A 22322-nucleotide genomic window follows, 5' to 3' on the forward strand; every position below is an offset into this window, starting at 1 on the left:
CTCAGGGCGCGGTCGACGGATAGCCATGGCGCTTGAGCCAGGCCTGCATGACCTGGATCTCGTTCTGCTGCTCGGCGATGATGCCCAGCGCCAGGTTGCGGATCTCGGGATCCTGGCTGTACAGCAGCACGGCGCGCGCCATGTCCACCGCGCCCTGGTGGTGCGGCAGCATCATGCTGACGAAGTCGTGCTCGGCGTTGCCGTTCATCGGCGCCTGCTGCATGCCGTAGTCCATGACGTTCATGGCGTCGTCCATCAGGCCGCCGAAGGGCTTGGCGGTGCTGGCGACGAAGGCCGGCGGTTTGGCCGGCATGGTGTGCCCGCCATGGCCGCCATGGCCGTCATGCCCCGCCGGCGCGCCGGCCATGTTGTTCATGTCATGCGCCAGCACCGCCGCCGACAGCGGGGCGATGACGCAAGCCGCCAGCAGCAGCTTGCGCAGGTGCTTGCGCGTGGGGGAATGGGAATTGCCGGGTGCCGCGTTCATGCCCTCTCCTCGGTGTGGTGAATGCAGCGAGTGTAGGCAGCCGGCGACGACCATCGGATGACAAACGAATGACAATTCTGTCATGCGCGCCAAACAAAAAAGCCGCATCGCACAAGGCGATGCGGCTCTCCCCGGAAGCCCGGCAGCGGCGGCTCAGCGCTTGAACACCAGCACCGGATCGGCGCGATAGATGGCCGGGTACATCTTCTGCAGGTTGGATATCTTGGGCAGGTCGTTGTAGGCGATGTAAGGCTGGTTGGGATGCAGCGTGGCGTAGTCCTGGTGATAATCCTCCGCCGCATAGAAGCCCTGCAGCGGCGCGACCTGGGTCACGATGGGCGAGGAGAATACCTTGGCCGCGTTGATCTGGGCGATGTAGGCCTCGGCGGCCTGCTTCTGCTGGTCGCTGCCGGTGAAGATGGCCGAGCGGTATTGCGTGCCGCGGTCCGGCCCCTGGCGGTTGAGCTGGGTCGGGTCGTGCGCCACCGAGAAATAGATCTGCAGGATCCGGTCGAAGGAGATCTTGCGCGGGTCGTAGGTCACCTGCACCGACTCGGCATGGCCGGTGGAGCCCGAGCTGACCATCTCGTAGGTGGCGGTGCCCTGCTTGCCGCCGGCATAGCCCGACACCGCGCGCAGCACGCCCTGGGTATGCTGGAACACGCCCTGTACGCCCCAGAAGCAGCCGCCGGCCAGCACCACCGTCTCGCTTTGCGCAGTCGAAGCCAGCTGGGCCTTGCCGGTCGCTGCGGGCACGGCCACGGCGGGTTCGGCGGCGTTCACGCGCGCCATGGATGCCAGCGCCAGGCACAGCGCGGCGGCCGCCGACACGATGACGGCAGGTTTGATGATGGACATGGTTTTCTCCGGTACGGAAGTGACGATGAAATCGGTTGGCCGCTCAGCGGCGCATGAGCGCGGCGCGCGGCCCCATCAGGAACGCGCGGCCGGCGCCGGCTTGGACGGCGCGGCGGCCTTGTCCCTTTTCGCCTGGCGCCACAGCACGCGCAGCGCCAGCAGCACGCCCACCAGCACGGCGAACAGCAGCGGCTGGGCGATCAGGTTCTTGCCCGCCTTGTCCCACCAGTAGTGCAGCACGCCCAGCGGCACGATCAGGTAGATCAGCCGGTGCAGCGCCTGCCAGCGCTTGCCGCCCAGGCGGCGCACCATGCCGTTGGTGCTGGTGACGGCCAGCGGGATCGACAGCAGCAGCGCCAGTACGCCGACGGTGATGAAGGGCCGCTTGACGATGTCCTTCCAGATCTCGCTGACGTCGAAGAAATGGTCGAACCAGACGAAGGTGGTGAAATGCAGGCTCAGGTAGAGAAAGGCCATCAGCCCCAGCATGCGGCGCATCTTCACCAGCCAGTTCATGCCGGTGATCTTGCGCAGCGGCGTCACCGCCAGCGTGATGCAGAAGAAATACAGCGTCCAGTCGCCGGTGCTGTGGGTGATGAATTCCAGCGGATTGGCGCCCAGGCCGCCGGTGAAACCGAGCGCGACCAGCCGCCCCAGCGGCACGAAGGCCAGCGCCAGGAAAATCCACCACAGCACGTTGGCCGTGCGCGGCGACAGGTTGCGCAGCGATGCGGGAGCTAACTGCATGGCGCGGCCTCGTCAGAAATACTTGCGCAGGTCCATGCCCGAATACAGGCCGGCCACGTCGTTGTAGCCGTTGAACATCAGCGTCTTGCGCTTGGGCGAGAAGAACCCGTCCTCGCCGATGCGGCGCTCGGTGGCCTGCGACCAGCGCGGGTGGTCGACGTTCGGGTTGACGTTGGAGTAGAAGCCGTACTCCTGCGCGGCGTACATGTTCCAGGCGGTCTTGGGCTCGTCCTTGACGAAGCGGATCTTGACGATCGACTTGGCCGACTTGAAACCGTACTTCCACGGCACGATGATGCGCACCGGCGCGCCGTTCTGGTTGGGCAGCACCTCGCCGTACATGCCTAGCGTGAGCAGCGTGAGCGGATGGTTGGCCTCGTCCAGGCGCAGGCCTTCGCGATAGGGCCAGTTCAGCACCGGGTCGTAGATGCCAGGCATCTGCTTCTTGTCGGCCAGGGTGACGAATTCGACATACCTGGCGTTGCCGGTGGGCTCGGCCTTCCTGATCAGCGCCGACAGCGAATAGCCGATCCACGGGATCACCATCGACCAGCCTTCCACGCAGCGCAGGCGGTAGACGCGCTCCTCCAGCGGCGCCAGCTTGGTCAGCGCGTCCAGATCCAGCGTGAAGGGCTTCTTGACTTCGCCCTCGATGTCCACCGTCCACGGGCTGGTCTTCAGGGTGCCGGCGTTCTTGGCCGGATCGGCCTTGTCGGTGCCGAACTCGTAGAAGTTGTTGTAGGTGGTGGCGTCCTTGTAGGCGGTCTGCTTGTCCATCACCGCGTAGGCGTTGTTGAGCCTGGCGGGAAGCTTCCGGCCCTGCTGCGCAAAGGCTTGCGGGAACGCGCCGAAACCGCCGGCCATGGCTGCGCCCGCGGCCACCCGGGCCATGAAGCGGCGGCGGGACAGGTAGACGTCCTTGGGCGTGATTTCCGAGGAAGTCGGAATCTCGATCTGGTCGGGACGGATCTTGATCAGCATGGTGCGCTCCGGCAAAAAAATGAAGTTGCGCAAAAGCATGGAAGGCTGCTTTTGCGACGTGTGGCCATGTTAGGTGCGGCGGCGTGACATGCGGGTGGCAATTTGATGACAATTTTGTCATGAAGAAATCCCGCGCCGTTGCTAGAATCTGCTGCATTTTCCCGCATCCGACAAGCCCCCGCAGCGGCTTTCATCTCCCAGCATGGCTATCCTCGTAATCGAAGACGATCCCAAGACCGGCGACTACCTCAAGAAGGGACTGCGCGAGTCCGGCTACGTGGTCGACCTGGCCCGCAACGGCGCCGACGGCCTGCACATGGCGCTGGAGCAGGACTACGACCTGGTGGTGCTGGACGTGATGCTGCCCGGCATCGACGGCTGGCAGGTGATGAGCGCGCTGCGCAGCAAGCGCGACCTGCCGGTGCTGTTCCTGACCGCCAAGGACCATGTCGACGACCGCATCCGCGGCCTGCAGCTGGGCGCCGACGATTACCTGGTCAAGCCCTTTTCCTTCACCGAACTGGTGCTGCGCATCCGCACGCTGCTGCGGCGCGGCGTGGTGCGCGAGGCCGAGGTCTACGAAATCGCCGACCTGCAACTGGATCACGTGCGCCACAAGGTCACGCGCCAGGGCGTCAACATCGCGCTGACTAACAAGGAGTTCATGCTGCTGCACCTCCTGATCAAGCGCCAGGGCGAGGCCTTGTCGCGCAGCGTGATCGCCTCGCAGATCTGGGACATGAACTTCGACAGCGACACCAACGTGGTCGACGTCGCCATCAAGCGGCTGCGCGCCAAGATCGACGCGCCGTTCGACAAGAAACTGATCCACACCGTGCGCAGCGTGGGCTACATGTTCTCCGAAACCCCATGAACGCGCCTGTCCCGACCGCCCGCGCCTGGACGCTCACGGCGCGCGTCACCGCCCTGTTCTCGCTGCTGGCCTGCCTGGTGGTGACCGGGCTGGGCCTGTACCTGAACGGATCGGCCGCGCAGGCGCTGGAGCTGCGCGCGGACCAGGCGCTGATCGGCCGCGTGGAGCACTTCCGCAACCTGATGCACGACCTCTACAACGTCGAGCAGATGGAGCAGCGCCCGGCGCTGTTCGAAAGCATGATGGGCAACGAGCAGGACGTGCGCATCTTCCGCCGGCGCGGCGAGGCGCCCTTCATCCAGAGCAATCCCGACCATCTGGTGCCGCCGGAGATGGAGCCCATCCCGGTCGGCACGCCGGTGTCGTCGGCAGACATCTTCACCAGCACGCGCGCCGACGGCGTGCGGGTGCGCTGGGTCTCGGCGCTGGCCGAGGTCGGCAGGCCCGGGCGCGGCCACGACGGCGGCGACACGGTGGAAATCGTGGCCGCCTACGTCATGGTGCAGGAAGCGCGCATGATGAACTCCTACCGCTGGCGCATCGCCGGCGCCGCCGCCGGGGCGGTGCTGATCACCGCCCTGCTCGGCTTCCTGCTGCTGCGGCGCGGCCTGCGCCCGCTGGAAGAGATGAGCCGGCGCGCCGAGCGCATCACGCCGGACCACCTCTCGACCCGGCTGGAGCAGGACGGCATGCCCGAAGAACTGCGGCGCGCCGCGGTCTCGCTCAATGCCATGCTGGACCGGCTGGAAGCCGGCTACGAGCATCTGGCGCAATTTTCCGGCGACCTGGCCCACGAGATCCGCACGCCGATCAACGTGTTGATGGGCCAGAGCCAGGTGGCGCTGGGCCAGCGGCGCTCGCCCGAAGAGTACGAGCAGCTGCTGGAGTCGAACGTGGAGGAGTTGCAGCGCATCTCGCGCATCGTGGAAAACATCATGTTCCTGGCCCAGGCCGACCATGCCACGCTGGCGGTGGACTGCGCGCCGCTGGACCTGTCGGAAGAACTTGGCCGCATCGCCGACTACTTCGAAGGCATCGCCGACGAGCGCGGCATGCGCTTCGAACTCGACGTGCAGGGCGCCGGCTGCGCCAACCTGGTCATGTGGCGCCGCGCCGTGAACAACCTGGTGATCAACGCGGTGCGCTACGGCGAGGCCGACACTTCGGTGCGCATCAGCGCGCGCGGCGACTTGGAGCGCGGCAGCAGCATCATCGTTGAAAACCGCAGCGACGACGCCACCCCGCACACGATGGTCCGCATGTTCGACCGCTTCTACCGCGGCGACCGCTCGCGCAGCGCATTTACCGAATCCAACGGCCTGGGACTGGCCATCGTCAAGGCCATCATGGGATTGCACCGGGGCACGGCCACGGTGGAATGCCCGCAGCCGGGGTGGATACGCTTCACGCTGTCGTTTCCGCCGCAGACCGATCGCTGAACGCCGCCGGGTTTCTGCTATCGCGAGGATGCCACTGAGGTGGGGGCGAACATCCTGCCTTGCCCGGGTTGCCCCTTGCCTGTCGCCGCCGCCGTCGCCGCCATTACGGGGATGACGCTGAAATGGCAGCGCCCCCCTTCCCCGTTCGCGTTATCCCTTACCCGTCGTCCTCGCGAAAGCGGGGACCCAGCGACGTTGGTTGCGCATCGCCGTCCGTTGCACGACGCGGGGACGACGATGCCTGGAAGAGATCAACCGGAATTCCCGCCAAAAAGCGCCATCTGCCCCGCATCCTGCTACTTCTGCTCGCCGATATTGACCTGCACCACCGTCTGCTGCACCGGCGGCGCATTCTCCCGCTGCAGCGCCTCGGCCGCCAGCTCGGCCTCGCGCGCCTCCGCTGCGCGACGCGCCTTCTGCGCCGCCGACGCGCGGGTGAAGATGATCTTCAGTGCCGCCATCGCCGGCACCGACAGGAAGATGCCGGCCACGCCGCCCAGCTGGTCGCCGGCCAGCAAGCCCAGGATCACCATCAGCGGGCTGACCTCCACGCCCTCGCTCATCAGGTAGGGATTGAGCACGTAATCCTGGAAGATCCGGTAGGCGACGATGAAGCCGATCAGCCACAGCAGGTGGTCGTAGCCGCTGAAGCCGGCCACCACCAGCGCCGCCGCGCTGGCCGCCAGCGGCCCGGCGAAGGGGATGAACTCCAGCACCGCGGCCAGTCCGGCCAGCAGCATGGAGTACGGCACGCCCATCAGCGAAAACGCGATGCTGTAGGCCACCAGCGTGGCGATGGAGAGAAACAGCAAGGCCCGCACGTAACGCGACAGCAGCACGTCGAGGTCCTTGATGATGTTGTCCCACAGGCGGCGGTTGGCGCTGTTCATCCATGACAGCATCTCGTCGCGCATGGCGGGCGCCTCCTTGATCAGCAGGAAGCTGATCACCGGCACCAGCACCAGGTAGATCAGGTTGCTGGCGGCGTGCATCACGCCGACGCCGAACTGCTTGGCCAGCGGCATGGCCTGGTCGGTGCCGTTGGCCAGCTGGTCGCGCACGAAGCCCAGGATGCGCTCGCGCAGCGGCTCGGCGAAACCGGGAAGAGGAATGCGCGAGACCACGTCGTTGGAGCGCAGCAGCGCCGGCAACTGCTCGGACAGGTGCAGCGCCTCGTCCTGGATGCGCGCGCCGAATACCGCCGACACCGCCGCCACGATGGCGATCACCAGCACGAACACCACCGCGATGGACACCGTGCGCGGCACCCTGCGCGGGCGCACGCGCTCGATCTGCTCCACCAGCGGATAGACCAGGTAACTGAAGAACACGGCGAACACCAGCACCAGCAGCGTGGATGAAACGGTATAGGTGACGTAGAGCAGCAAGGCCACCAGGAACACGGTCCAGGCGATCCTGGCCACACGGAAATCGAACCCCAGCATAAAGACTCTTTCTCGAACGAAGGCGGATGAGGGACGTTGCCGCGCCTTCCCCCGGCGCCGGCCTGCCCGTTTGTCCCCGTGACGCGTGCAACGCAACGCAATGCCACGACTGACGCCAGGCGCGCGCGGGGGACTTTGTCGAGCGTATTTGATCGGCATCAAATCCCGTATAGGCCAGGCTCTTCAGTACGTGTAGGAAAGCGGGAAAATGTTGCCATGCAGCGCGACTGGGCTGCGCCTTGCGGAAACCGGGAAATCCGCAGCGGCGCCGTGCCGTCCGCCCATCCGGCTCGCCATGAAGTTTCAATATGACAACTTTTAGCCGGATGATGCGGATGCGACACATCCGGGTCTGCGCCTCGCATCGACTGGCAGCCTGCGCCCCGCGCCGGCGCTGGCTTATTCTCATCAGTGATGACTGTTATCAGGAAATTGATGTGCTGGTGTCATTGCGGTGGGACAAGCAATTGTTTTAAATTTCAGTAATTACTGAAAATTCAAAATGATCAAAACTATGGAAACCAATGTTCTCAGCCCCTTGATGCAGCGCTTCATCAGCCATTTCGGTGAAATGGGCAGCCGCTGGGGCATCAACCGCACCGTCGGCCAGATCTACGCCCTGCTCTACATCTGCGGCCGTCCGCTCAACGCCGACGAGATCGCGGAATACCTGAGCTTCTCGCGCTCCAACGTCAGCATGGGCCTCAAGGAATTGCAGTCCTGGCGGCTGGTCAAGCTGCTGCATCGCCCCAACGACCGCCGCGAATACTTCGAGCCGCCCGGCGACATCTGGGACATCTTCAAGGCCCTGCTGGAGGAGCGCCGTCGCCGCGAGATCGAGCCCACGCTCTCCATGCTGCGCGACGCCCTGCTGGAGCCGCCCGCCGGTCCCGGCGACAAGGAGACGCAAAAGCGCATGCGCGAAATGTACGAGCTGATCGAGCTCTCCAGCTCCTGGTTCGACGACGTCCAGCGCCTCTCGCCGGAGACGCTGGTGTCGCTGATGAAGATGGGCTCCAAGGTCAAGAAGCTGCTCGACGTGCGCGAGAAGTTCCGCTTCGGCGCGCCGCGCGAGGACAAGTCCGGCGCCGCATCCGACAAGGCGCCCGCCGCGCCCGACAAGGAGTAAGACATGCGACTGCCCGGCAAGCTGCCCCGACTGACCCAGCTGCCGCTGGGAGTCGAAATCACCCTGTTGCTGATCATCAAGCTGGCGCTCATCACGGTGCTGGCAAGGACCTTCTTCGCCCATCCCGAGGCCAAGCACATGCGCATGCCCACCGCCAGCGTCGAGCAGCGCATGCTGGCCCCGGCGCCGCCCCACCCGATTCCCGCAACACCTGAACTCGCCAACACACCGGAGTAACAAATGGTTCCGATCGATGAAGTCGTTTCGCTATCGCGGCTGCAGTTCGCCGTGACGGCGCTGTATCACTTTCTGTTCGTCCCCTTGACGCTGGGCCTGTCCTGGATCCTGGTAATCATGGAGTCGGTCTATGTGATGACCGGCAGCCCCATCTACAAAGACATGACCCGCTTCTGGGGCAAGCTGTTCGGCATCAATTTCGCCATGGGCGTGGCTACCGGCATCACGCTGGAGTTCCAGTTCGGCACCAACTGGTCCTACTACTCGCACTACGTCGGCGATATCTTCGGCACGCCGCTGGCGATCGAAGGCCTGGCGGCGTTCTTCCTGGAGTCGACCTTCGTCGGCCTGTTCTTCTTCGGCTGGGACAAGCTCTCGCGCAAGCAGCACCTGATGGTGACCTTCCTGGTGGCGCTGGGATCGAGCCTGTCGGCGCTGTGGATCCTGATCGCCAACGGCTGGATGAACAACCCGGTCGGCGCCGAGTTCAACTACGAAACCATGCGCATGGAACTGGCCAGCATGACCGAGGTGATCTTCAACCCGGTGGCCCAGGTCAAGTTCGTGCACACCGTCGCCGCCGGCTACGTGACCGCGTCGATGTTCGTGCTGGGCGTGTCGGCCTGGTACCTGCTGAAGGCGCGCGACACGGCGTTTGCGCTGCGCTCCTTCGCGGTGGCGGCAGGCTTCGGCCTGGCGGCCACGCTTTCGGTGATCGTGCTGGGCGACGAGTCCGGCTACACCGCCGGCGAAGTCAACAAGGTCAAGCTGGCCGCCATCGAGGCCGAATGGGACACCCATCCCGCGCCGGCCGGGCTGACGCTGTTCGGCCTGCCCAACGATCGCGAACAACGTACCGACTACGCGGTGAAGATCCCCTATGTGCTGGGCCTGATCGCCACCCGCTCGACCGACACCCAGGTCATGGGCATCAAGGACCTGAAGAAGGAACATGAGGGCCGCATCCGCAACGGCATGCAAGCCTACGCCGCGCTGACCCGCCTGAAGTCCGGCGACAAGTCGCCCGAGGCGCACGCCGCTTTCGAGGCGCACAAGAAGGACCTGGGCTACGGCCTGCTGCTCAAGAAGTACACCGCCAACGTCATCGACGCCACGCCCGAGCAGATCGCGCTGGCCGTCAACGACACCATCCCGAAAGTGGCGCCGCTGTTCTGGTCCTTCCGCGGCATGGTGGCGATCGGCTTCCTGATGCTGTTCATCTTCGCCGCCTCGGTCTGGTTCCTCGGCAAGAAGCAACTGGCGCCGCAGCGCTGGCTGCTCAGGTTGGCCGTCTGCGCCATCCCGCTGCCGTGGATCGCTGCCGAACTGGGCTGGATCGTGGCCGAGTACGGCCGCCAGCCCTGGACCATCGCCGGCATCCTGCCCACCCACCTGTCGGCGTCCTCGCTGCAGCCGGGCAGCCTGTACTTCAGCCTGGCGGGCTTCATCCTGTTCTACACCTTCCTGCTGGTGGTGGAGATGATCCTGATGGTCAAGTACGCGCGCCGCGGCCCGAGCAGCCTGCATACCGGCAAGTACCACTGGGAAACCCGGGGCAAGGATGCCGACCCGGGCAACGTGCTGCCGCCGCCGATCAACCCGGCCGCCAATTCCGGCGCTGCCTGAGCCTGCTGACGAAATGAGGAAAGCAAGATGATCTTCGATTACGAAACACTCAAACTGATCTGGTGGGCCTTCGTCGGCGTGCTGCTGATCGGCTTCGCGCTCACCGACGGTTTCGACTTCGGCGTGGGCATGATGCTGCCCTTCGCCGGCAAGACCGACACCGAGCGGCGCGTGCTGATCAATGCCATCGGCCCCACCTGGGAAGGCAACCAGACCTGGTTCATCACCGCCGGCGGCGCCACCTTCGCGGCCTGGCCGCTGGTCTACGCGACCGCCTTCTCGGGCTTTTACATCGCCCTGATGATCCTGCTGTTCTCGCTGTTCTTCCGCCCGGTCGGCTTCGACTACCGCAGCAAGGTAGCCGATCCGCGCTGGCGCAACGCCTGGGACTGGGGCCTGTTCATCGGCGGCTTCGTGCCCCCGCTGATCTGCGGCGTGGCCTTCGGCAACCTGCTGCTGGGCGTGCCCTTCCACTACGACGACACCATGCGGGTGGAGTACACCGGCAGCTTCTTCGCGCTGCTGAATCCGTTCGGCTTGCTGGCCGGCCTGCTGTCGGTGTCCATGCTGCTGATGCACGGCGCCGCCTTCGCCTTCGTGAAGACCGACGCCGCCGTCGGCGAGCGCTCGCGCAAGACCGTGGTGGCCGCGGCCGCCGCCACCGTGCTGCTGTTCGTCGCCGGCGGTTTCTGGGTGGCGCAGCTGCCGGGCTACCGCATCGCGGCCATGCCCGACGCCAACAGCGCCTTCACGCCGCTGGCCAAGACCGTGGAGATCGCCGCCGGCGCCTGGTTCGACAACTATGCACGCTGGCCCGTGACCAAGCTGATCCCCGCGCTGGGCATCGCCGGCGCAGTGCTGGCGGCGCTGCTGGCGCTGGCGCGTCAGGCGCGGCTGGCCTTCATCGCCAGCGGCCTGTCGGTGACCGGCATCATCCTGACCGCCGGCATGTCGCTGTTCCCGTTCGTGCTGCCCTCCTCGCTGGACCCGAAGAGCAGCCTGACCATGTGGGACGCGGTGGCCAGCCACAAGAGCCTGGGCCTGATGTTCTGGATGGTGCTGATCTTCCTGCCGCTGATCATCGTCTACACCAGCTGGGTGTACCGCGTGGTCCGGGGCAAGGTCACGCTCAAAGACATCCACGACAACGAACACACGGCGTACTGATCGCCGCAACCTGACTTTCACGCAAGGAGCACACCATGTGGTATTTCGCCTGGATACTCGGCATCGGCCTGGCGCTGGCCTTCGGCATCATCAACGTGATGTGGCTGGAGGCGAACTATGCCTTCGGCCGCCGCAAGGCCGAGGAGACGCACGAGCGCTTCGCCAGCGCCAGCGCGGCCGACAAGAAGCGCCGCGGCAGGAAGTAGGCAAACGACGCAGCCGGCCGGGATCCCCCGCCGGCTTTTTTTACGTCCGTATGACGGCGTCCTCACATCTTCACGGAGGCATGGCATGAACCGCACGACGGCAGGCAAACCCGACGAGATCGAACCCGAAGCCCGCCATTGGCAACTGCTGCCGGGCGCCGGCTTCGCCGACAGCTACCGCGCGGCGCTGCCGCCGCACCTGGCGACGCTGGCCGCCGGCGAGATCGCCGCGCGCATGATGGCCGGCAGCCCGGCCTGGGTGACGGCGCTGCTGGACCTGCGCAACCGGCTGGTGGCGCCGCTGGGTCTCAAGGGCGCGCGGCTGATGGTGGGTGCGGCGCAAGCCGACGGCGGCCGCCCGGGCTTTCCGGTGCTTGCCGACGGCGACGGGCAGGCCATCATGGGCATCGACGACAGCCACCTCGATTTCCGCCTGTGCGTGGAAAAGTCGGCGGCCGGCGCCGACGGCGCGCAGTGGCTGACCGTCACCACCGTCGTGCGCACCAAGCGACTGCTGGGCAGGCTCTATCTCGCTGCCATCATGCCCTTCCACCGCCGCATCGTGCGCACGCTGCTGGAGAGATTGCCCGGCTGAGCCCGGCGCTTGCCCGCGCCCTGCGGCATCCCGTTGCCGCCGCTCATCGCCGGGAGACTCCCCGGCGATGAGGAGCCTGCGTTTGCCAAGCTGCAATGAATGTTATACGATGTCTTATAACATACTGATATGAGCAGTCCAGCCACGAGCCAGGATCGCCGCCAGGGAGACCGTTCCACCACCGCCGCGCCACCGCGGTTCCCCTTCTCATTTCCCTTGTCCGTATGGATTTCCAAGATTCCCGGAAGCACCGGGAACATCCTTTCCGCCCTCATTTGGAGACTCGTGATGTCGCAAGAAAGCAAGAATAAATCCGCCGATTTCAATGCAACTCGTCGTACAACGCTGCTCGGCGGCCTGGCCCTGGCCGGCACCGCCCTCACCGCCCGCGCCCAAAGCTTCGACTTCAAGCCCAGCCAGCGCTACCCAGATCCTAGCGTCGAGGTGCTGGACAAGAGCTTCCTCAAGTACCGCCTGTTCAGCTCCAGCGTCGAGCAGCTGGCCACGGGCTTTCGCTGGGTGGAAGGCCCGGTGTGGTTCGGCGATGGCCGTTTCCTGCTGTTCTCCGACATTCCCAACAACCGCATCATGCGCTGGGATGAAACCACCGGCGCCACCTCGGTGTTCCGCCAGCCGTCCAACTTCAGCAACGGCCTGGGGCGCGACCGCCAGGGCCGCCTGCTGGCCTGCGAACACCTGACCCGCCGCGTGACCCGCACCGAGTACGACGGCAGCATCACGGTCCTGGCCGACAACTACAACGGCAAGCGCTTCAATTCGCCCAACGACATCATCTGCAAGTCCGACGGCTCGATCTGGTTCACCGACCCGCCGTTCGGCATCGCCGGCGAATGGGAGGGCGACAAGCAGGCCTCCGAACTGCCGCACTCGGTCTACCGCATCGACGGCCGCAGCGGCAAGCTCTCGCTGATCACGGATTCCCTGGCCGGCCCGAACGGCCTGGCGTTTTCGCCGGATGAAAAGATCCTCTACATCAACGAGTCGCGCGCCACGCCCAATCGCGTGATCTGGGCCTACGACATGAGCGACGACGGCACCCGCATCGGCAAGCGCCGCCTGGCGGTGGACGCCAACGGCCCGGGCGGCATCGACGGCTTCAAGATCGACGTCGACGGCAACCTGTGGTGCGGCTGGGGCAGCAACGGCGCACTGGAGGCCAAGGCCGAGGAGCTCGACGGCGTGCGCGTGTTCAATCCACAAGGCCGGGCCATCGCCCACATCCACCTGCCCGAGCGCTGCCCCAACCTGGTCTTCGGCGGCGCCAAGAAAAACCGCCTGTTCATGGCCAGCAGCCATTCGCTGTATTCGCTGTACGTGGAGACGCGCGGCGCGGCATGACAGCAGCAGTCCCGGCAAAAAAGCAAAATGCAAAAGCAAAAAGCCCCGCGAATCGCTTCGCGGGGCTTTTTTTCGGCCGCAGCCTGGTGTTCGATTACACCAGGTTCAGGGTGACGTTGATGTTGTCACGGGTGGCGTTGGAGTACGGGCACACTTGGTGCGCCTTGTTCACCAGATCTTGCGCCACGGCGCGGTCCACGCCCGGCAGCGAGATGTTGAGTTCGGCTTCGATGCCGAAACCGGCCGGGATCTGGCCGATGCCGACCTTGCCGGTGATGCTGGCGTCGGCAGGCAGGGCGACCTTGGCCTGGCCGGCGACGAACTTCAGCGCGCCCAGGAAGCAAGCCGAGTAGCCGGCTGCGAACAGTTGCTCGGGGTTGGTGCCCGGGCCGCCGGCGCCGCCCAGTTCCTTGGGGGTGGACAGCTTGACGTCGAGCACGCCGTCGGAGGACTTGGCTGCGCCTTCACGGCCGCCGGTGGCGGTGGCGGTGGCGGTGTACAGGGCTTTCTGGATCTTGTCGGAGGGCATGGTATTTCCTTTCTGGTTTTCAGGTTAAGGGCAACTTTGAGAGTGTGTGCGGCGAAAGATTCGCCATTTGCTGCTACGGATCTACAGGTGCTGCTTCTTGCTTAGTCTTGCTTAGTCTTGCTTAGGCTTGCTTAGTCTTGCATGGCCCTGCTTGCCAGGGCCGGCTTCAACAAATAAATATATTATTTACAATAAAATTGTGAGCAACCTAATTTGAACAACAAAAAACGCTGTCGCGCTTGCCGGCGCCGTCATTGCTCGCCGTCCAGCAGATTCTTGCGTACATCCTTCAGGTCGGTCACCAGTTTTTGCACCTGCTCCAGCGGCGGCAGCATGCAGCTCATCTTCACCGGCACTGCCCTGGCGCGTTCGCGCAGGGCGCGGCCGCCATCGCTCAGGGTCACCACCACGCGGCGTTCGTCGCCGGCGTCGCGCGCCCGGTGCAGCAGGCCCATGGTTTCCATGCGCTTCAACAGCGGGGTCAGCGTGCCGGAATCGAGAAACAGGCGGCTGCCCAGCTCGGATACGGTGATCTGGTCCTTCTCCCACAGCACCATCATCACCAGGTATTGAGGATAGGTGATATCGAGCGCGCCGAGGATCTTTTTGTACGCCTTGGTCATCGCCAGGGACGCCGAATACATGGCGAAACACAGCTGGTTGTCGAGAAGCAGGGCTTCATCGATCAGCGCGTCCGGCAGCTTCGGTGTGTGTGCGTTGTCCATGGCATGCATATTAAAACGCTCAAAATTAAATTGCAAGCTATTTAAATCGAATATTTTTGAATTTGTCGTTCAAATCCATTTCACGCCCCTCGCCCGCCGTCCACCGAGTTTGGGTATCATTCGCGCGTTCCCCGACTTTTCCGGCCTTTTCGGTCTTTTCGCCCCTTCCGGCTTTGCGCCGCAGCTGCCCATGCAAGACGCCCTCCCCCTCAATCCGCTCAAGACCCTGGACCTGTTCTGCCGGGTGGTCGACAACTATGGCGACATCGGCATCTGCTGGCGCCTGGCGCGGCAGTTCGCGCACGAGCACGGCATCGCCGTGCGGCTGTGGGTGGACGACCTGGCCAGCTTCAAGCGGATCTGGCCGGAGGTGGATGCGGCCGCGCAACTGCAGCAGGTGGCCGGCGTGACCGTCAGGCACTGGGCCGGCCAGGATGGCGCCTATGCGGCCGGCGACGTGGCCGACATCGTGATCGAGTTCTTCGGCTGCGAGATCCCGCCCGGCTATGTGGAAGCGATGGCGCAACGCGCCGTCAAGCCGATATGGTTCAACCTGGAAGGCCTGTCGGCGGAGCCATGGGTGGAGGGCTGCCACACCCTGCCCTCGCCGCACCGCAGCCTGAAGCTGACCAAGTATTTCTTCTTCCCCGGCTTCAACGAGCGCACCGGCGGCCTCAGCTTCGAGCGGGATCTCGAGGCGCAGCGCCAGGCGTTCCAGCAGGAAGGCCTGGCCGGACAATTCCTGCAGCGCCTCGGCGTGACGCCGCAAGAACAGCAAGGCCTGAAAGTCTCGCTGTTCTGCTACGACTACGCGCCGGTGCCCGAGCTGCTCGGGGCGTGGCGCGCCTCGTCGGCGCCGGTCACCTGCCTGGTGCCCGAGGGCGTGGCGCGCGATGCCGTCGAAGCCTTTCTCGGCGCGCCTGCGGTGCCGGGCGCGGCGGCGACCCGTGATGCGCTGTCGCTGCGGGTGCTGCCTTTCGTGCCGCAGACCGATTACGACCGCCTGCTGTGGAGCTGCGACCTCAACTTCGTGCGCGGCGAAGATTCCTTTTCCCGCGCGCAATGGGCCGGTAAGCCCTTCATCTGGAACATCTACAAGCAGGACAAGAACCTGCACCACACCAAGCTCAACGCTTTCCTCAAGATCTATGACGCCGCCACGCCGGCGCTGATCGACGCCAATCGCGCCTGGAACGGCGCCAACCATGACGAGGTTGACTGGATGGCAAGCTGGCAGGCGCTGCGCGACGAGTTGCCCGGACTGACCGGCGCGGCCCAGCAGTGGCTGCACAAGATGTTGGCAAATGGCGACTTCATTGCCAATTTGCTGCGCTTCGCCGCCCGGCTGGTGGTGGAACAAGAGGGAAAATAGGTTAGAATATCGGGCTAAGCTTTAATGCAGTTTTGGAATTCAATCATACGTGGGCTTGCGGTGAAGTTTTGCCAGTGGGCTACTGAAAGTTGAAGCAACCTACTTATCACGACATATACCGCTATGAAATTTGCAAAAGAAGTCCGCGTCGGCAACATCATCATGGTCGACAGCAAGCCCATGATCGTCCTGCGTTCGGACGTCAACGGTTCCTCCCGCACCGGTTTCACCTACAAGTGGAAGATGAAGAACCTGCTGACCAACACCCCGATGGAAAGCGTCTTCCGCGGCGACGACAAGTTCGACGTGGTGGTGCTGGACAAGAAGCCGGTCACCTATTCGTACTTCGCCGACCCGCTGTTCGTCTTCATGGACGAAGAGTACAACCAGTACGAAATCGAAGGCGAGAACATGGGCGACGCCATCGGTTACCTGAAGGACGGCATGCAGTGCGAAGCCGTGTTCTACGACGGCAAGGCGATCTCGGTTGAAATGCCGACCACCATCGTGCGCAAGGTTGCCTACTCGGAGCCGGCAGTCAAGGGCAACACTTCGGGCAACGTCCTGAAGGAAGCCAAGATCGAAAACGCCATCGAAGCCAACCAGATCGTCGTGATGGTCCCGCTGTTCGTCAGCCAGGACGACGACATCGAAATCGACACCCGTACCAACGAGTACAAGAAGGTCGTCCGCGGTTGATTCTGCGTCGATGCAATGAAAAAACGCTGCCTTGTGCAGCGTTTTTTTATGCCCGTCCGGATTGTCGGCGATTTGTCGGCGATTGACGGAACCGGTACGCCGCCCCATCGACACATCCATGCCGGCGCACGCAACGACGCCCGGCGCCGGGCCGGACCGGACCGGACCGGGCAACACTCAGCTCATTGCTCCGCGCCCTTGACCTGCGCCAGGTCCCGCACCGCCTCCTGGCCGTCCGCGCTGTCCCAGAACTCGCAGTCGGCCGCCTGGATGCGCTGCGCCGAATTCTCCATATGCTGCAACGCCGCCGCGCGCGCCGCCGCCGGGTCGCCGTCGGCGATCGCCTTTGCGATGGCGGCATGCTCGCTGCGCACCTGCTGGCTGAAATCGCTGCGACGCGCCTCGTTGACCCGCGCCACCCGGATGGCGGCATGCAGGAACTGGCTCAGGAACTGCACCAGCGAGGTATAGAGCGGATTGTGGGCGGCGTTGGAGATCGCTGCGTGGAAGGCGAAGTCTTCCTGCACGCCGTCCCGGCCCTCCGCGGTGGCCTTGTCGATCGCCTTGAGCGCCTGCTGGATCGCCTGGCTTTGCGCCCTGGTGCGCCGCTGCGCCGCCAGCGCCGCCATCTCCCCTTCCACGCCGCGGCGCAGCTCGATCACCCGCAGCACCGCCTGGATGGAGTCGCGCACATCGTCCACCTGCATGTCCAGGCGGAACGGCGTGGCCGTATTGGCCCCCAGCACCACCGTGCCGCTGCCGCGGCGCGAACCGACCAGCCCTTCGGATTTCAGGCGCGAGATGGCCTCGCGGATCACCGTGCGACTCACCGCAAAACGCTCGGTCAGCTCCATCTCCGACGGCAGGCGCGCGTCGGGCGCGAACTCGCCGTCGCGGATCTGCTGCGCCAGCACGCTGGTCACATGGTCGGCCAGGGTGGCCTTGCCCCGGCCGGTCGGGCGGGCCGGGGGAGCGATCGGGGCGGCAATCTTGGCGTCGGTAGTCTTCATGGCGCGCAATGATACCGCTTTTGGCGCGCCCTCCCCGCTGTGGAAAGCCGCAAATCTTTTCCGCGTTTTCGCAAAAGTTGTATGACAACTTTCTGCTATAATCGCTGAGTACGCTTGCCGGCCGGTCGGGCCGGGTTGCCCGCGCGGCGGCGTTGCACAGGTTTTCAGACAGAGACTTTCCCCTACCAGACCAACGAGGAGAACACATGCATATCGTCATCACCGGCGGCGCCGGCTTCCTGGGCAGCCGGCTGGCGCGCCAGCTGCTGCAGCGCGGCGCACTGACCGGCCGCGACGGCAAGCAGCAGGAAATCAAGCGCATCACCCTGCTCGACGTGGTGCCCGCGCAAGGCTTCGACGACCCGCGCATCGAGGCCGTGACCGGCGACATCGCCGACGCCGCCGTGATCGAGCGCGTGATCACTGCCGACACGCAATCCATCTTCCACCTGGCCGCCATCGTCAGCGGCCACGCCGAAGCCGACTTCGACCTCGGCATGAAGATCAACTTCGACGCCACCCGCGTGATCCTGGAACGCGCCCGCGCGCTGGGTACCAAGCCGCGCGTGGTGTTCACCAGCTCGGTGGCGGTGTTCGGCGGCGAGCTGCCGGCCGAAGTGCCCGACAACACCCTGCTGATGCCGCAAAGCTCCTACGGCGCGCAAAAGGTGATGGGCGAGCTGATGGTGCAGGACTACAGCCGCAAGGGCTTCATCGACGGCCGCGCGCTGCGCATGCCGACCATCTCGGTGCGCCCGGGCGCGCCCAACAAGGCGGCCTCCAGCTTCGCCTCCGGCATCATCCGCGAACCGCTCAACGGCCAGCCCTCGGTATGCCCGGTCGGCCCGGACACCCGCATGTGGCTGATGTCGCCGCGCCAGGCCATCGCCAACCTGATCCACGGCCATGAAATCAACGGCGCCGACCTCGGCCTGGCCCGCTTCCTCTCCATCGACGGCCTGTGCGTGACCGTCAAGGACATGGTCGCCGCGCTGGAAGAAGTCGCCGGCGCCGACGTGGTCAAGCTGATCGAATGGAAGGAAGACGAAGCCATCAAGCGCATCGTCAACTCCTGGCCCGGCAAGTTCGAAGCCAAGCGCGCCAAGGCGCTGGGCTTCACCGCCGACGCCAACTTCGCCGACATCATCCGCGCGCACATCGCCGATGAAGTGAAGAAGTAAGCACGGGCGCCATTCGCCCAGCCTGAAGCGGCGCCCCTCGGGGCGCCGTTTTCTTTTGGCGGGCATAATCGGGGAATGGAGCACAGCCGCGAAACCGCGCAGAACAACGACAAACGCCAACGGGATAGACATGGACAAAGCCACCCTCGCCGCCTATGACGGCAACGCCGCCGCCTTCGCCCAGGACTGGCACGACCAGCCCGCGCCGGCCGATCTGCACGCCATCGTGCGCCGCTTCTTCACGCCCGGCAGCTGCGCCGACATCGGTTGCGGCAGCGGCCGCGAAGTCGGCTGGCTGGACGCCAACGGCTATCCGGCGCACGGCTACGATGCGTCCGAAGGCTTGCTGCAGGAAGCGCGCCGACGCTATCCGGCATCGCGCTTCACCTGCGCACCGCTGCCGGAACTCGAAGGCATCGCCGACGCCGGCTACGACAACCTGCTGTGCGAAACCGTCATCATGCATTTGCCGGCTGCCGACATCCTGCCGTCGGTGCAGCGCATGCTGGCCATCCTCAAACCCGGCGGCGTGCTCTACCTGAGCTGGCGCGTGACCAGGGATGCGGACCAGCGCGACAAGCACGACCGCCTGTATGCCGCCTTCGACGCCGGCGTGGTGCGCGACGCGCTGCAGGGCTGCGCGCTGCTGCTGGACGAGGAGGTGGTGAGCGAGTCCTCGGGGAAGGTGATCCACAGGCTGGTGGCGCGAAAGCCGGCCTGATGCTGCGAGGGACTTGCCGTCGTCTTCGGATTTTCTCCTTTCCAGCGACTTTCGTCGTGAGCCGACGGCCGCCAAACGACACTGGGTCCTGACTTTCGTCAGGACGACGCTCAATAGGTGCATCACCCCTTAGCGCAATCAATTCACCCCTTCGTGGATCCAGCTCGGCCTTCGAGGGATCGCCCTCCCTTCGCAGGGACAACTCCTCCTTCAGCAGACTCACGCCTCCTCATCTCCTCCGTCATCCCGGCGCAAGCCGGGATCCAGCGGCTTTCGTCGCGATCCGACAGCCGTTGAACGACACGCGAGCCCGACTTTCATCAGGACCACGCCAATCAGACTGACGAACCACCGCGGGTGCGAATCAGCGCCGATCCACCCGAAAAAAAACGCGGCCGAAGCCGCGTAAGAATTACTTCCTCGGAGATCAAACGGACCGGATTTCCAGCCCTTACTGCGCCTTCCCCAGCAGGTTGAAGATGCTCGAAAAATCCAGCTTCCCGGATCCGTTCTTGCTGTGGATGTCGTACAGGTTGCGCGCCGCCGCGCCCAGCGGGATGGCGCTGCCGGTGGCCAGCGCGTTTTCCACGGCCAGGCCCAGGTCCTTGAGCATCAGATCCACGCCGAAACCGCCCGCGTAGCCCTTCGACGCCGGCGAGGTGTCCATCACGCCGGGACAGGGGTTGTACACCTCCAGCGTCCAGTTGCGGCCCGAGCTCTTGGACATGATCTCGGACAGCACCTTGGGATCCATGCCGTTGGCCACGCCCAGGCGGATCGCCTCGGAGGTGCCGATCATCAGGATCCCCAGCAGCATGTTGTTGCACACCTTGACGGTCTGGCCGCTGCCGCTGTCGCCGGCGTGGTAGATGGCTTTACCCATCTTCTGCAGGTAAGGCTGGGCGGCGTCGAAGGCGGACTTGCTGCCGCCGACCATGAAGGTCAGCGTGCCGGCGGCGGCGCCGTTGGTGCCGCCGGAGACCGGGGCGTCGAGCATCTCGAAACCCTTCGCGCCGGCCGCCGCCGCCACCTTGCGCGACGCTTCCGGCGCGATGGTGGAGCAGTCGATCAGCAAGGCGCCCGGCTTGGCGCAGGCCAACAAGCCCTTGTCGCCCAGGTAGAGCGACTCGACATGCTTGCTGGCCGGCAGCATGGTGATGATGACGTCGGCCTTGGCCGCCGCCGCCATCGAGTCGGCCTCGGTCTTGCCGCCGATTTCCACCAGTTTGTCGACGCTGGCCTTGACCAGGTCGTGGCCGCTGACCGAGAACCCTGCCTTGACCAGGTTCTGCGCCATCGGCAGGCCCATGTTGCCCAGGCCGATAAATACAACGTTGGCGATGTTGGCGCTCATGGCGGTCTCCTTACTTCAGGGTGATGGTGGTGTTGACCTGGCCGGCTTCCTCGTCGGGCGCGTACCAGCGCGAGGTGACGGTCTTGGTCTGGGTCCAGAAGGTCACGGCCTGCTTGCCGTTGGGCCCCAGGTCGCCCAGCTTCGAGGCGCGCGAGCCGGTGAAGCTGAAGTAAGCGACGGGCACGGGAATGGGCACGTTGATGCCGACCTGGCCGACGTCGATCTCGTTCTGGAACTTGCGCGCGGCATAGCCCGAGCTGGTGAAGATCGAGGTGCCGTTGCCGTTGGGGTTGGCGTTGATGAAGGCGATCGCCTCATCCAGCGTCTCCACTTCGACGATGCACATGGCCGGGCCGAAGATTTCCTGGGTGTAGATGTCCATCTCGGCCTTCACGCCGGTAAATACGGTCGGGCCGACGAAGTTGCCGTTCTCGCTGCCGGCCACCTTGAAGTTGCGGCCGTCCAGCAGCAGCTTGGCGCCCTGCTCGACCCCCTTGCCGATCAGGCGTTCAACACGCTCCTTGGCGGCGGCCGACACCAGCGGGCCGACGTCGGCCTTGCGATCGCTGCCGGGGCCGACCTTCATGGCCTTGGAGCGCTCGACGATTTCCGGGATCCACTCCTTCGTCTTGCCGACCAGCACCACCACCGAGTTGGCCATGCAGCGCTGGCCGGCGGCGCCGAAGGCCGCGCCCAGCAGGTTGTTGATGGCCTGGTCCTTGGGCGCATCCGGCAGCACGATGCAGTGGTTCTTGGCGCCCATCATGCACTGCGCGCGCTTGCCGGCTTCGCTGGCGCGGCGATAGACGTGGGTGCCGACATGGGTCGAGCCGATGAAGGAGACCGCCTTGATGTCGGGATGGTCGCAGATCATGTTGGCCACATCCGGGCCGCCGTGCACCACGTTCAGCACGCCCGGCGGCAGGCCGGCCTGGTTGGCCAGTTCGACCAGGAACAGCGACGACGTCGGGTCCTGCTCAGAGGGCTTGAGCACGAAGGTGTTGCCGCACGCCACGGCGATGGGGAACATGAAGCAAGGCAGCATCACCGGGAAGTTGAAGGCGGTGATGCCCGCGCCCACGCCCAGCGGCTGGTAGATGGTGTAGACGTCGACGCCGCCGGCCACGTTCTCGGCCAGCTCGCCCAGCTGCAGCGAGGTGATCGAGCAGGCGTGCTCCACCACTTCCAGGCCGCGCATGACTTCGCCTTCGGCGTCGGGCAGGGTCTTGCCGTGCTCGCGGGTGATCAGTTCGGCCAACGGGCCGATGTTCTCGCGCAGCAGCTGCTGGAACTTCAGCATGATGCGCATGCGCTGCGCCAACGAGGTGTTGCGCCAGGTCTTGAAAGTTTCCTTGGCGTTGGCCACGGCGCGGTCGACTTCCTCCTTCGTGGCGAACGGCACGCGGGCGACCACTTCCTGGGTCGCCGGGTTCTTCACGTCGCGCCACTCCTTGGAGGTCGACTGCACCTTCTCGCCGTTGAGATAAAGGGGAACGTTGGGAATGTTGGCTTGGCTCATGATGCGGTTTCCATAGATAAGAAAGAAAGACCGGGGCGACGCGGAGATGAAGGGTGCGCCGC

At 64.9% G+C, this 22322-nt stretch carries 23 protein-coding genes; 13 read left to right on the plus strand and 10 right to left on the minus strand.

The genetic code is table 11. The features are described from left to right. Window position 1: 1 nt before the first annotated feature. The 4 genes from CEJ42_RS03765 to msrP form a co-directional block, all read right to left on the minus strand. A complete protein-coding gene (locus CEJ42_RS03765) occupies window positions 2-376 on the minus strand; it encodes a DUF305 domain-containing protein (RefSeq protein ID WP_088750221.1) in 375 nt (124 codons plus the stop codon). Between the two features lie 264 nt (window positions 377-640). Then, window positions 641-1345, minus strand: a complete 705-nt coding sequence (gene msrA, locus CEJ42_RS03770; protein ID WP_088750057.1) for a peptide-methionine (S)-S-oxide reductase MsrA — start codon at window positions 1343-1345, stop codon at window positions 641-643. Between the two features lie 75 nt (window positions 1346-1420). Continuing rightward, the gene (locus CEJ42_RS03775) at window positions 1421-2092 is read right to left on the minus strand and encodes a protein-methionine-sulfoxide reductase heme-binding subunit MsrQ (RefSeq protein ID WP_088750058.1); all 672 of its coding nucleotides are present in this window, start codon (window positions 2090-2092) and stop codon (window positions 1421-1423) included. A gap of 12 nt (window positions 2093-2104) precedes the next feature. Further along, window positions 2105-3073 (minus strand): protein-methionine-sulfoxide reductase catalytic subunit MsrP, encoded by a 969-nt coding sequence (gene msrP, locus CEJ42_RS03780; RefSeq protein ID WP_088750222.1) that lies wholly within the window; start codon window positions 3071-3073, stop codon window positions 2105-2107. A 202-nt stretch (window positions 3074-3275) separates the two neighbouring features. On the opposite strand from msrP, the gene CEJ42_RS03785 reads away from it, so the two are divergent. Both CEJ42_RS03785 and CEJ42_RS03790 read left to right on the plus strand, forming a co-directional pair. Continuing rightward, complete coding sequence (locus tag CEJ42_RS03785) at window positions 3276-3947, plus strand: heavy metal response regulator transcription factor (RefSeq protein WP_079215498.1); 672 nt, start codon at window positions 3276-3278, stop codon at window positions 3945-3947. Then, a complete protein-coding gene (locus tag CEJ42_RS03790; protein ID WP_088750059.1) occupies window positions 3944-5386 on the plus strand; it encodes a heavy metal sensor histidine kinase in 1443 nt (480 codons plus the stop codon). The genes CEJ42_RS03785 and CEJ42_RS03790 overlap by 4 nt, the downstream gene beginning before the upstream one ends. 296 nt (window positions 5387-5682) lie before the next feature. On the opposite strand, the gene CEJ42_RS03795 is transcribed toward CEJ42_RS03790, so the two are convergent. Beyond that, on the minus strand, window positions 5683-6831 hold the full coding sequence (locus CEJ42_RS03795; protein WP_079215500.1) for an AI-2E family transporter: 1149 nt from the start codon (window positions 6829-6831) through the stop codon (window positions 5683-5685). 514 nt (window positions 6832-7345) lie between these two features. Here CEJ42_RS03795 and CEJ42_RS03800 point away from each other — a divergent pair. The 7 genes from CEJ42_RS03800 (at window position 7346) to CEJ42_RS03830 (ending at window position 13150) form a co-directional block, all read left to right on the plus strand. Further along, window positions 7346-7960, plus strand: a complete 615-nt coding sequence (locus tag CEJ42_RS03800) for a GbsR/MarR family transcriptional regulator (protein ID WP_088750060.1) — start codon at window positions 7346-7348, stop codon at window positions 7958-7960. 3 nt (window positions 7961-7963) lie between these two features. Continuing rightward, window positions 7964-8197 carry a cytochrome oxidase putative small subunit CydP gene (cydP, locus tag CEJ42_RS03805; RefSeq protein WP_079215502.1) on the plus strand — a complete coding sequence of 78 codons (234 nt, stop codon included), beginning with the start codon at window positions 7964-7966 and terminating at the stop codon, window positions 8195-8197. Window positions 8198-8200: 3 nt separating this feature from the next. Continuing rightward, window positions 8201-9823, plus strand: a complete 1623-nt coding sequence (locus tag CEJ42_RS03810; protein WP_088750061.1) for a cytochrome ubiquinol oxidase subunit I — start codon at window positions 8201-8203, stop codon at window positions 9821-9823. Between the two features lie 27 nt (window positions 9824-9850). Next, the gene (cydB, locus tag CEJ42_RS03815) at window positions 9851-10990 is read left to right on the plus strand and encodes a cytochrome d ubiquinol oxidase subunit II (RefSeq protein WP_088750062.1); all 1140 of its coding nucleotides are present in this window, start codon (window positions 9851-9853) and stop codon (window positions 10988-10990) included. Window positions 10991-11025: 35 nt separating this feature from the next. After that, window positions 11026-11196: a cytochrome bd-I oxidase subunit CydX gene (gene cydX / locus CEJ42_RS03820; RefSeq protein ID WP_079215505.1), complete on the plus strand. Its 171-nt coding sequence runs from the start codon at window positions 11026-11028 to the stop codon at window positions 11194-11196. Window positions 11197-11281: 85 nt separating this feature from the next. Then, complete coding sequence (locus CEJ42_RS03825; RefSeq protein WP_088750063.1) at window positions 11282-11791, plus strand: DUF2867 domain-containing protein; 510 nt, start codon at window positions 11282-11284, stop codon at window positions 11789-11791. Between the two features lie 288 nt (window positions 11792-12079). Next, a complete protein-coding gene (locus tag CEJ42_RS03830; RefSeq protein ID WP_079215507.1) occupies window positions 12080-13150 on the plus strand; it encodes an SMP-30/gluconolactonase/LRE family protein in 1071 nt (356 codons plus the stop codon). A 94-nt stretch (window positions 13151-13244) separates the two neighbouring features. Here the strand turns inward: CEJ42_RS03830 and CEJ42_RS03835 are convergent, their stop codons facing one another. Together CEJ42_RS03835 and CEJ42_RS03840 are read right to left on the minus strand one after the other, a co-directional pair. Then, the gene (locus tag CEJ42_RS03835; protein ID WP_079215511.1) at window positions 13245-13679 is read right to left on the minus strand and encodes an organic hydroperoxide resistance protein; all 435 of its coding nucleotides are present in this window, start codon (window positions 13677-13679) and stop codon (window positions 13245-13247) included. A 251-nt stretch (window positions 13680-13930) separates the two neighbouring features. Next, window positions 13931-14404, minus strand: coding sequence for a MarR family winged helix-turn-helix transcriptional regulator (locus CEJ42_RS03840; protein ID WP_237772512.1), 474 nt, complete (start codon window positions 14402-14404; stop codon window positions 13931-13933). 190 nt (window positions 14405-14594) lie between these two features. Here CEJ42_RS03840 and earP point away from each other — a divergent pair, with 190 nt between their 5' ends. Further along, window positions 14595-15776 (plus strand): elongation factor P maturation arginine rhamnosyltransferase EarP, encoded by a 1182-nt coding sequence (earP, locus tag CEJ42_RS03845; protein ID WP_088750064.1) that lies wholly within the window; start codon window positions 14595-14597, stop codon window positions 15774-15776. 123 nt (window positions 15777-15899) lie between these two features. Further along, on the plus strand, window positions 15900-16475 hold the full coding sequence (locus tag CEJ42_RS03850; protein ID WP_079215514.1) for an elongation factor P: 576 nt from the start codon (window positions 15900-15902) through the stop codon (window positions 16473-16475). Window positions 16476-16657: 182 nt separating this feature from the next. On the opposite strand, the gene CEJ42_RS03855 is transcribed toward CEJ42_RS03850, so the two are convergent. Next, window positions 16658-17494: a FadR/GntR family transcriptional regulator gene (locus tag CEJ42_RS03855; RefSeq protein WP_420840739.1), complete on the minus strand. Its 837-nt coding sequence runs from the start codon at window positions 17492-17494 to the stop codon at window positions 16658-16660. Between the two features lie 197 nt (window positions 17495-17691). Here CEJ42_RS03855 and denD point away from each other — a divergent pair, with 197 nt between their 5' ends. Continuing rightward, window positions 17692-18666: a D-erythronate dehydrogenase gene (gene denD / locus CEJ42_RS03860; RefSeq protein WP_079215516.1), complete on the plus strand. Its 975-nt coding sequence runs from the start codon at window positions 17692-17694 to the stop codon at window positions 18664-18666. A 130-nt stretch (window positions 18667-18796) separates the two neighbouring features. Next, window positions 18797-19387: a class I SAM-dependent methyltransferase gene (locus CEJ42_RS03865; RefSeq protein WP_079215517.1), complete on the plus strand. Its 591-nt coding sequence runs from the start codon at window positions 18797-18799 to the stop codon at window positions 19385-19387. Between the two features lie 451 nt (window positions 19388-19838). Here CEJ42_RS03865 and mmsB read toward each other — a convergent pair whose 3' ends face one another. Together mmsB and CEJ42_RS03875 are read right to left on the minus strand one after the other, a co-directional pair. Then, window positions 19839-20741 carry a 3-hydroxyisobutyrate dehydrogenase gene (mmsB, locus tag CEJ42_RS03870; protein WP_088750066.1) on the minus strand — a complete coding sequence of 301 codons (903 nt, stop codon included), beginning with the start codon at window positions 20739-20741 and terminating at the stop codon, window positions 19839-19841. 10 nt (window positions 20742-20751) lie between these two features. Further along, window positions 20752-22260, minus strand: coding sequence for a CoA-acylating methylmalonate-semialdehyde dehydrogenase (locus CEJ42_RS03875; RefSeq protein WP_088750067.1), 1509 nt, complete (start codon window positions 22258-22260; stop codon window positions 20752-20754). Between the last annotated feature and the right edge of the window lie 62 nt (window positions 22261-22322).

Origin of the sequence: Herbaspirillum robiniae, assembly GCF_002213415.1 — a bacterium.
Lineage (GTDB): Bacteria > Pseudomonadota > Gammaproteobacteria > Burkholderiales > Burkholderiaceae_D > Herbaspirillum > Herbaspirillum robiniae.

Bases quoted from the DNA above. Each gene is read 5' to 3' on its own strand.
- denD (WP_079215516.1), top strand. From the start codon at position 17,692: ATGCATATCGTCATCACCGGCGGCGCCGGCTTCCTGGGCAGCCGGCTG.
- CEJ42_RS03800 (WP_088750060.1), top strand. From the start codon at position 7,346: ATGGAAACCAATGTTCTCAGCCCCTTGATGCAGCGCTTCATCAGCCAT.
- CEJ42_RS03875 (WP_088750067.1), bottom strand. From the start codon at position 22,260: ATGAGCCAAGCCAACATTCCCAACGTTCCCCTTTATCTCAACGGCGAG.
- msrA (WP_088750057.1), bottom strand. From the start codon at position 1,345: ATGTCCATCATCAAACCTGCCGTCATCGTGTCGGCGGCCGCCGCGCTG.
- CEJ42_RS03765 (WP_088750221.1), bottom strand. From the start codon at position 376: ATGAACAACATGGCCGGCGCGCCGGCGGGGCATGACGGCCATGGCGGC.
- mmsB (WP_088750066.1), bottom strand. From the start codon at position 20,741: ATGAGCGCCAACATCGCCAACGTTGTATTTATCGGCCTGGGCAACATG.
- cydX (WP_079215505.1), top strand. From the start codon at position 11,026: ATGTGGTATTTCGCCTGGATACTCGGCATCGGCCTGGCGCTGGCCTTC.
- CEJ42_RS03795 (WP_079215500.1), bottom strand. From the start codon at position 6,831: ATGCTGGGGTTCGATTTCCGTGTGGCCAGGATCGCCTGGACCGTGTTC.
- CEJ42_RS03825 (WP_088750063.1), top strand. From the start codon at position 11,282: ATGAACCGCACGACGGCAGGCAAACCCGACGAGATCGAACCCGAAGCC.
- CEJ42_RS03785 (WP_079215498.1), top strand. From the start codon at position 3,276: ATGGCTATCCTCGTAATCGAAGACGATCCCAAGACCGGCGACTACCTC.
- cydP (WP_079215502.1), top strand. From the start codon at position 7,964: ATGCGACTGCCCGGCAAGCTGCCCCGACTGACCCAGCTGCCGCTGGGA.
- CEJ42_RS03850 (WP_079215514.1), top strand. From the start codon at position 15,900: ATGAAATTTGCAAAAGAAGTCCGCGTCGGCAACATCATCATGGTCGAC.
- CEJ42_RS03810 (WP_088750061.1), top strand. From the start codon at position 8,201: ATGGTTCCGATCGATGAAGTCGTTTCGCTATCGCGGCTGCAGTTCGCC.
- earP (WP_088750064.1), top strand. From the start codon at position 14,595: ATGCAAGACGCCCTCCCCCTCAATCCGCTCAAGACCCTGGACCTGTTC.
- CEJ42_RS03830 (WP_079215507.1), top strand. From the start codon at position 12,080: ATGTCGCAAGAAAGCAAGAATAAATCCGCCGATTTCAATGCAACTCGT.
- cydB (WP_088750062.1), top strand. From the start codon at position 9,851: ATGATCTTCGATTACGAAACACTCAAACTGATCTGGTGGGCCTTCGTC.
- CEJ42_RS03865 (WP_079215517.1), top strand. From the start codon at position 18,797: ATGGACAAAGCCACCCTCGCCGCCTATGACGGCAACGCCGCCGCCTTC.
- CEJ42_RS03790 (WP_088750059.1), top strand. From the start codon at position 3,944: ATGAACGCGCCTGTCCCGACCGCCCGCGCCTGGACGCTCACGGCGCGC.
- CEJ42_RS03840 (WP_237772512.1), bottom strand. From the start codon at position 14,404: ATGGACAACGCACACACACCGAAGCTGCCGGACGCGCTGATCGATGAA.
- msrP (WP_088750222.1), bottom strand. From the start codon at position 3,073: ATGCTGATCAAGATCCGTCCCGACCAGATCGAGATTCCGACTTCCTCG.
- CEJ42_RS03835 (WP_079215511.1), bottom strand. From the start codon at position 13,679: ATGCCCTCCGACAAGATCCAGAAAGCCCTGTACACCGCCACCGCCACC.
- CEJ42_RS03775 (WP_088750058.1), bottom strand. From the start codon at position 2,092: ATGCAGTTAGCTCCCGCATCGCTGCGCAACCTGTCGCCGCGCACGGCC.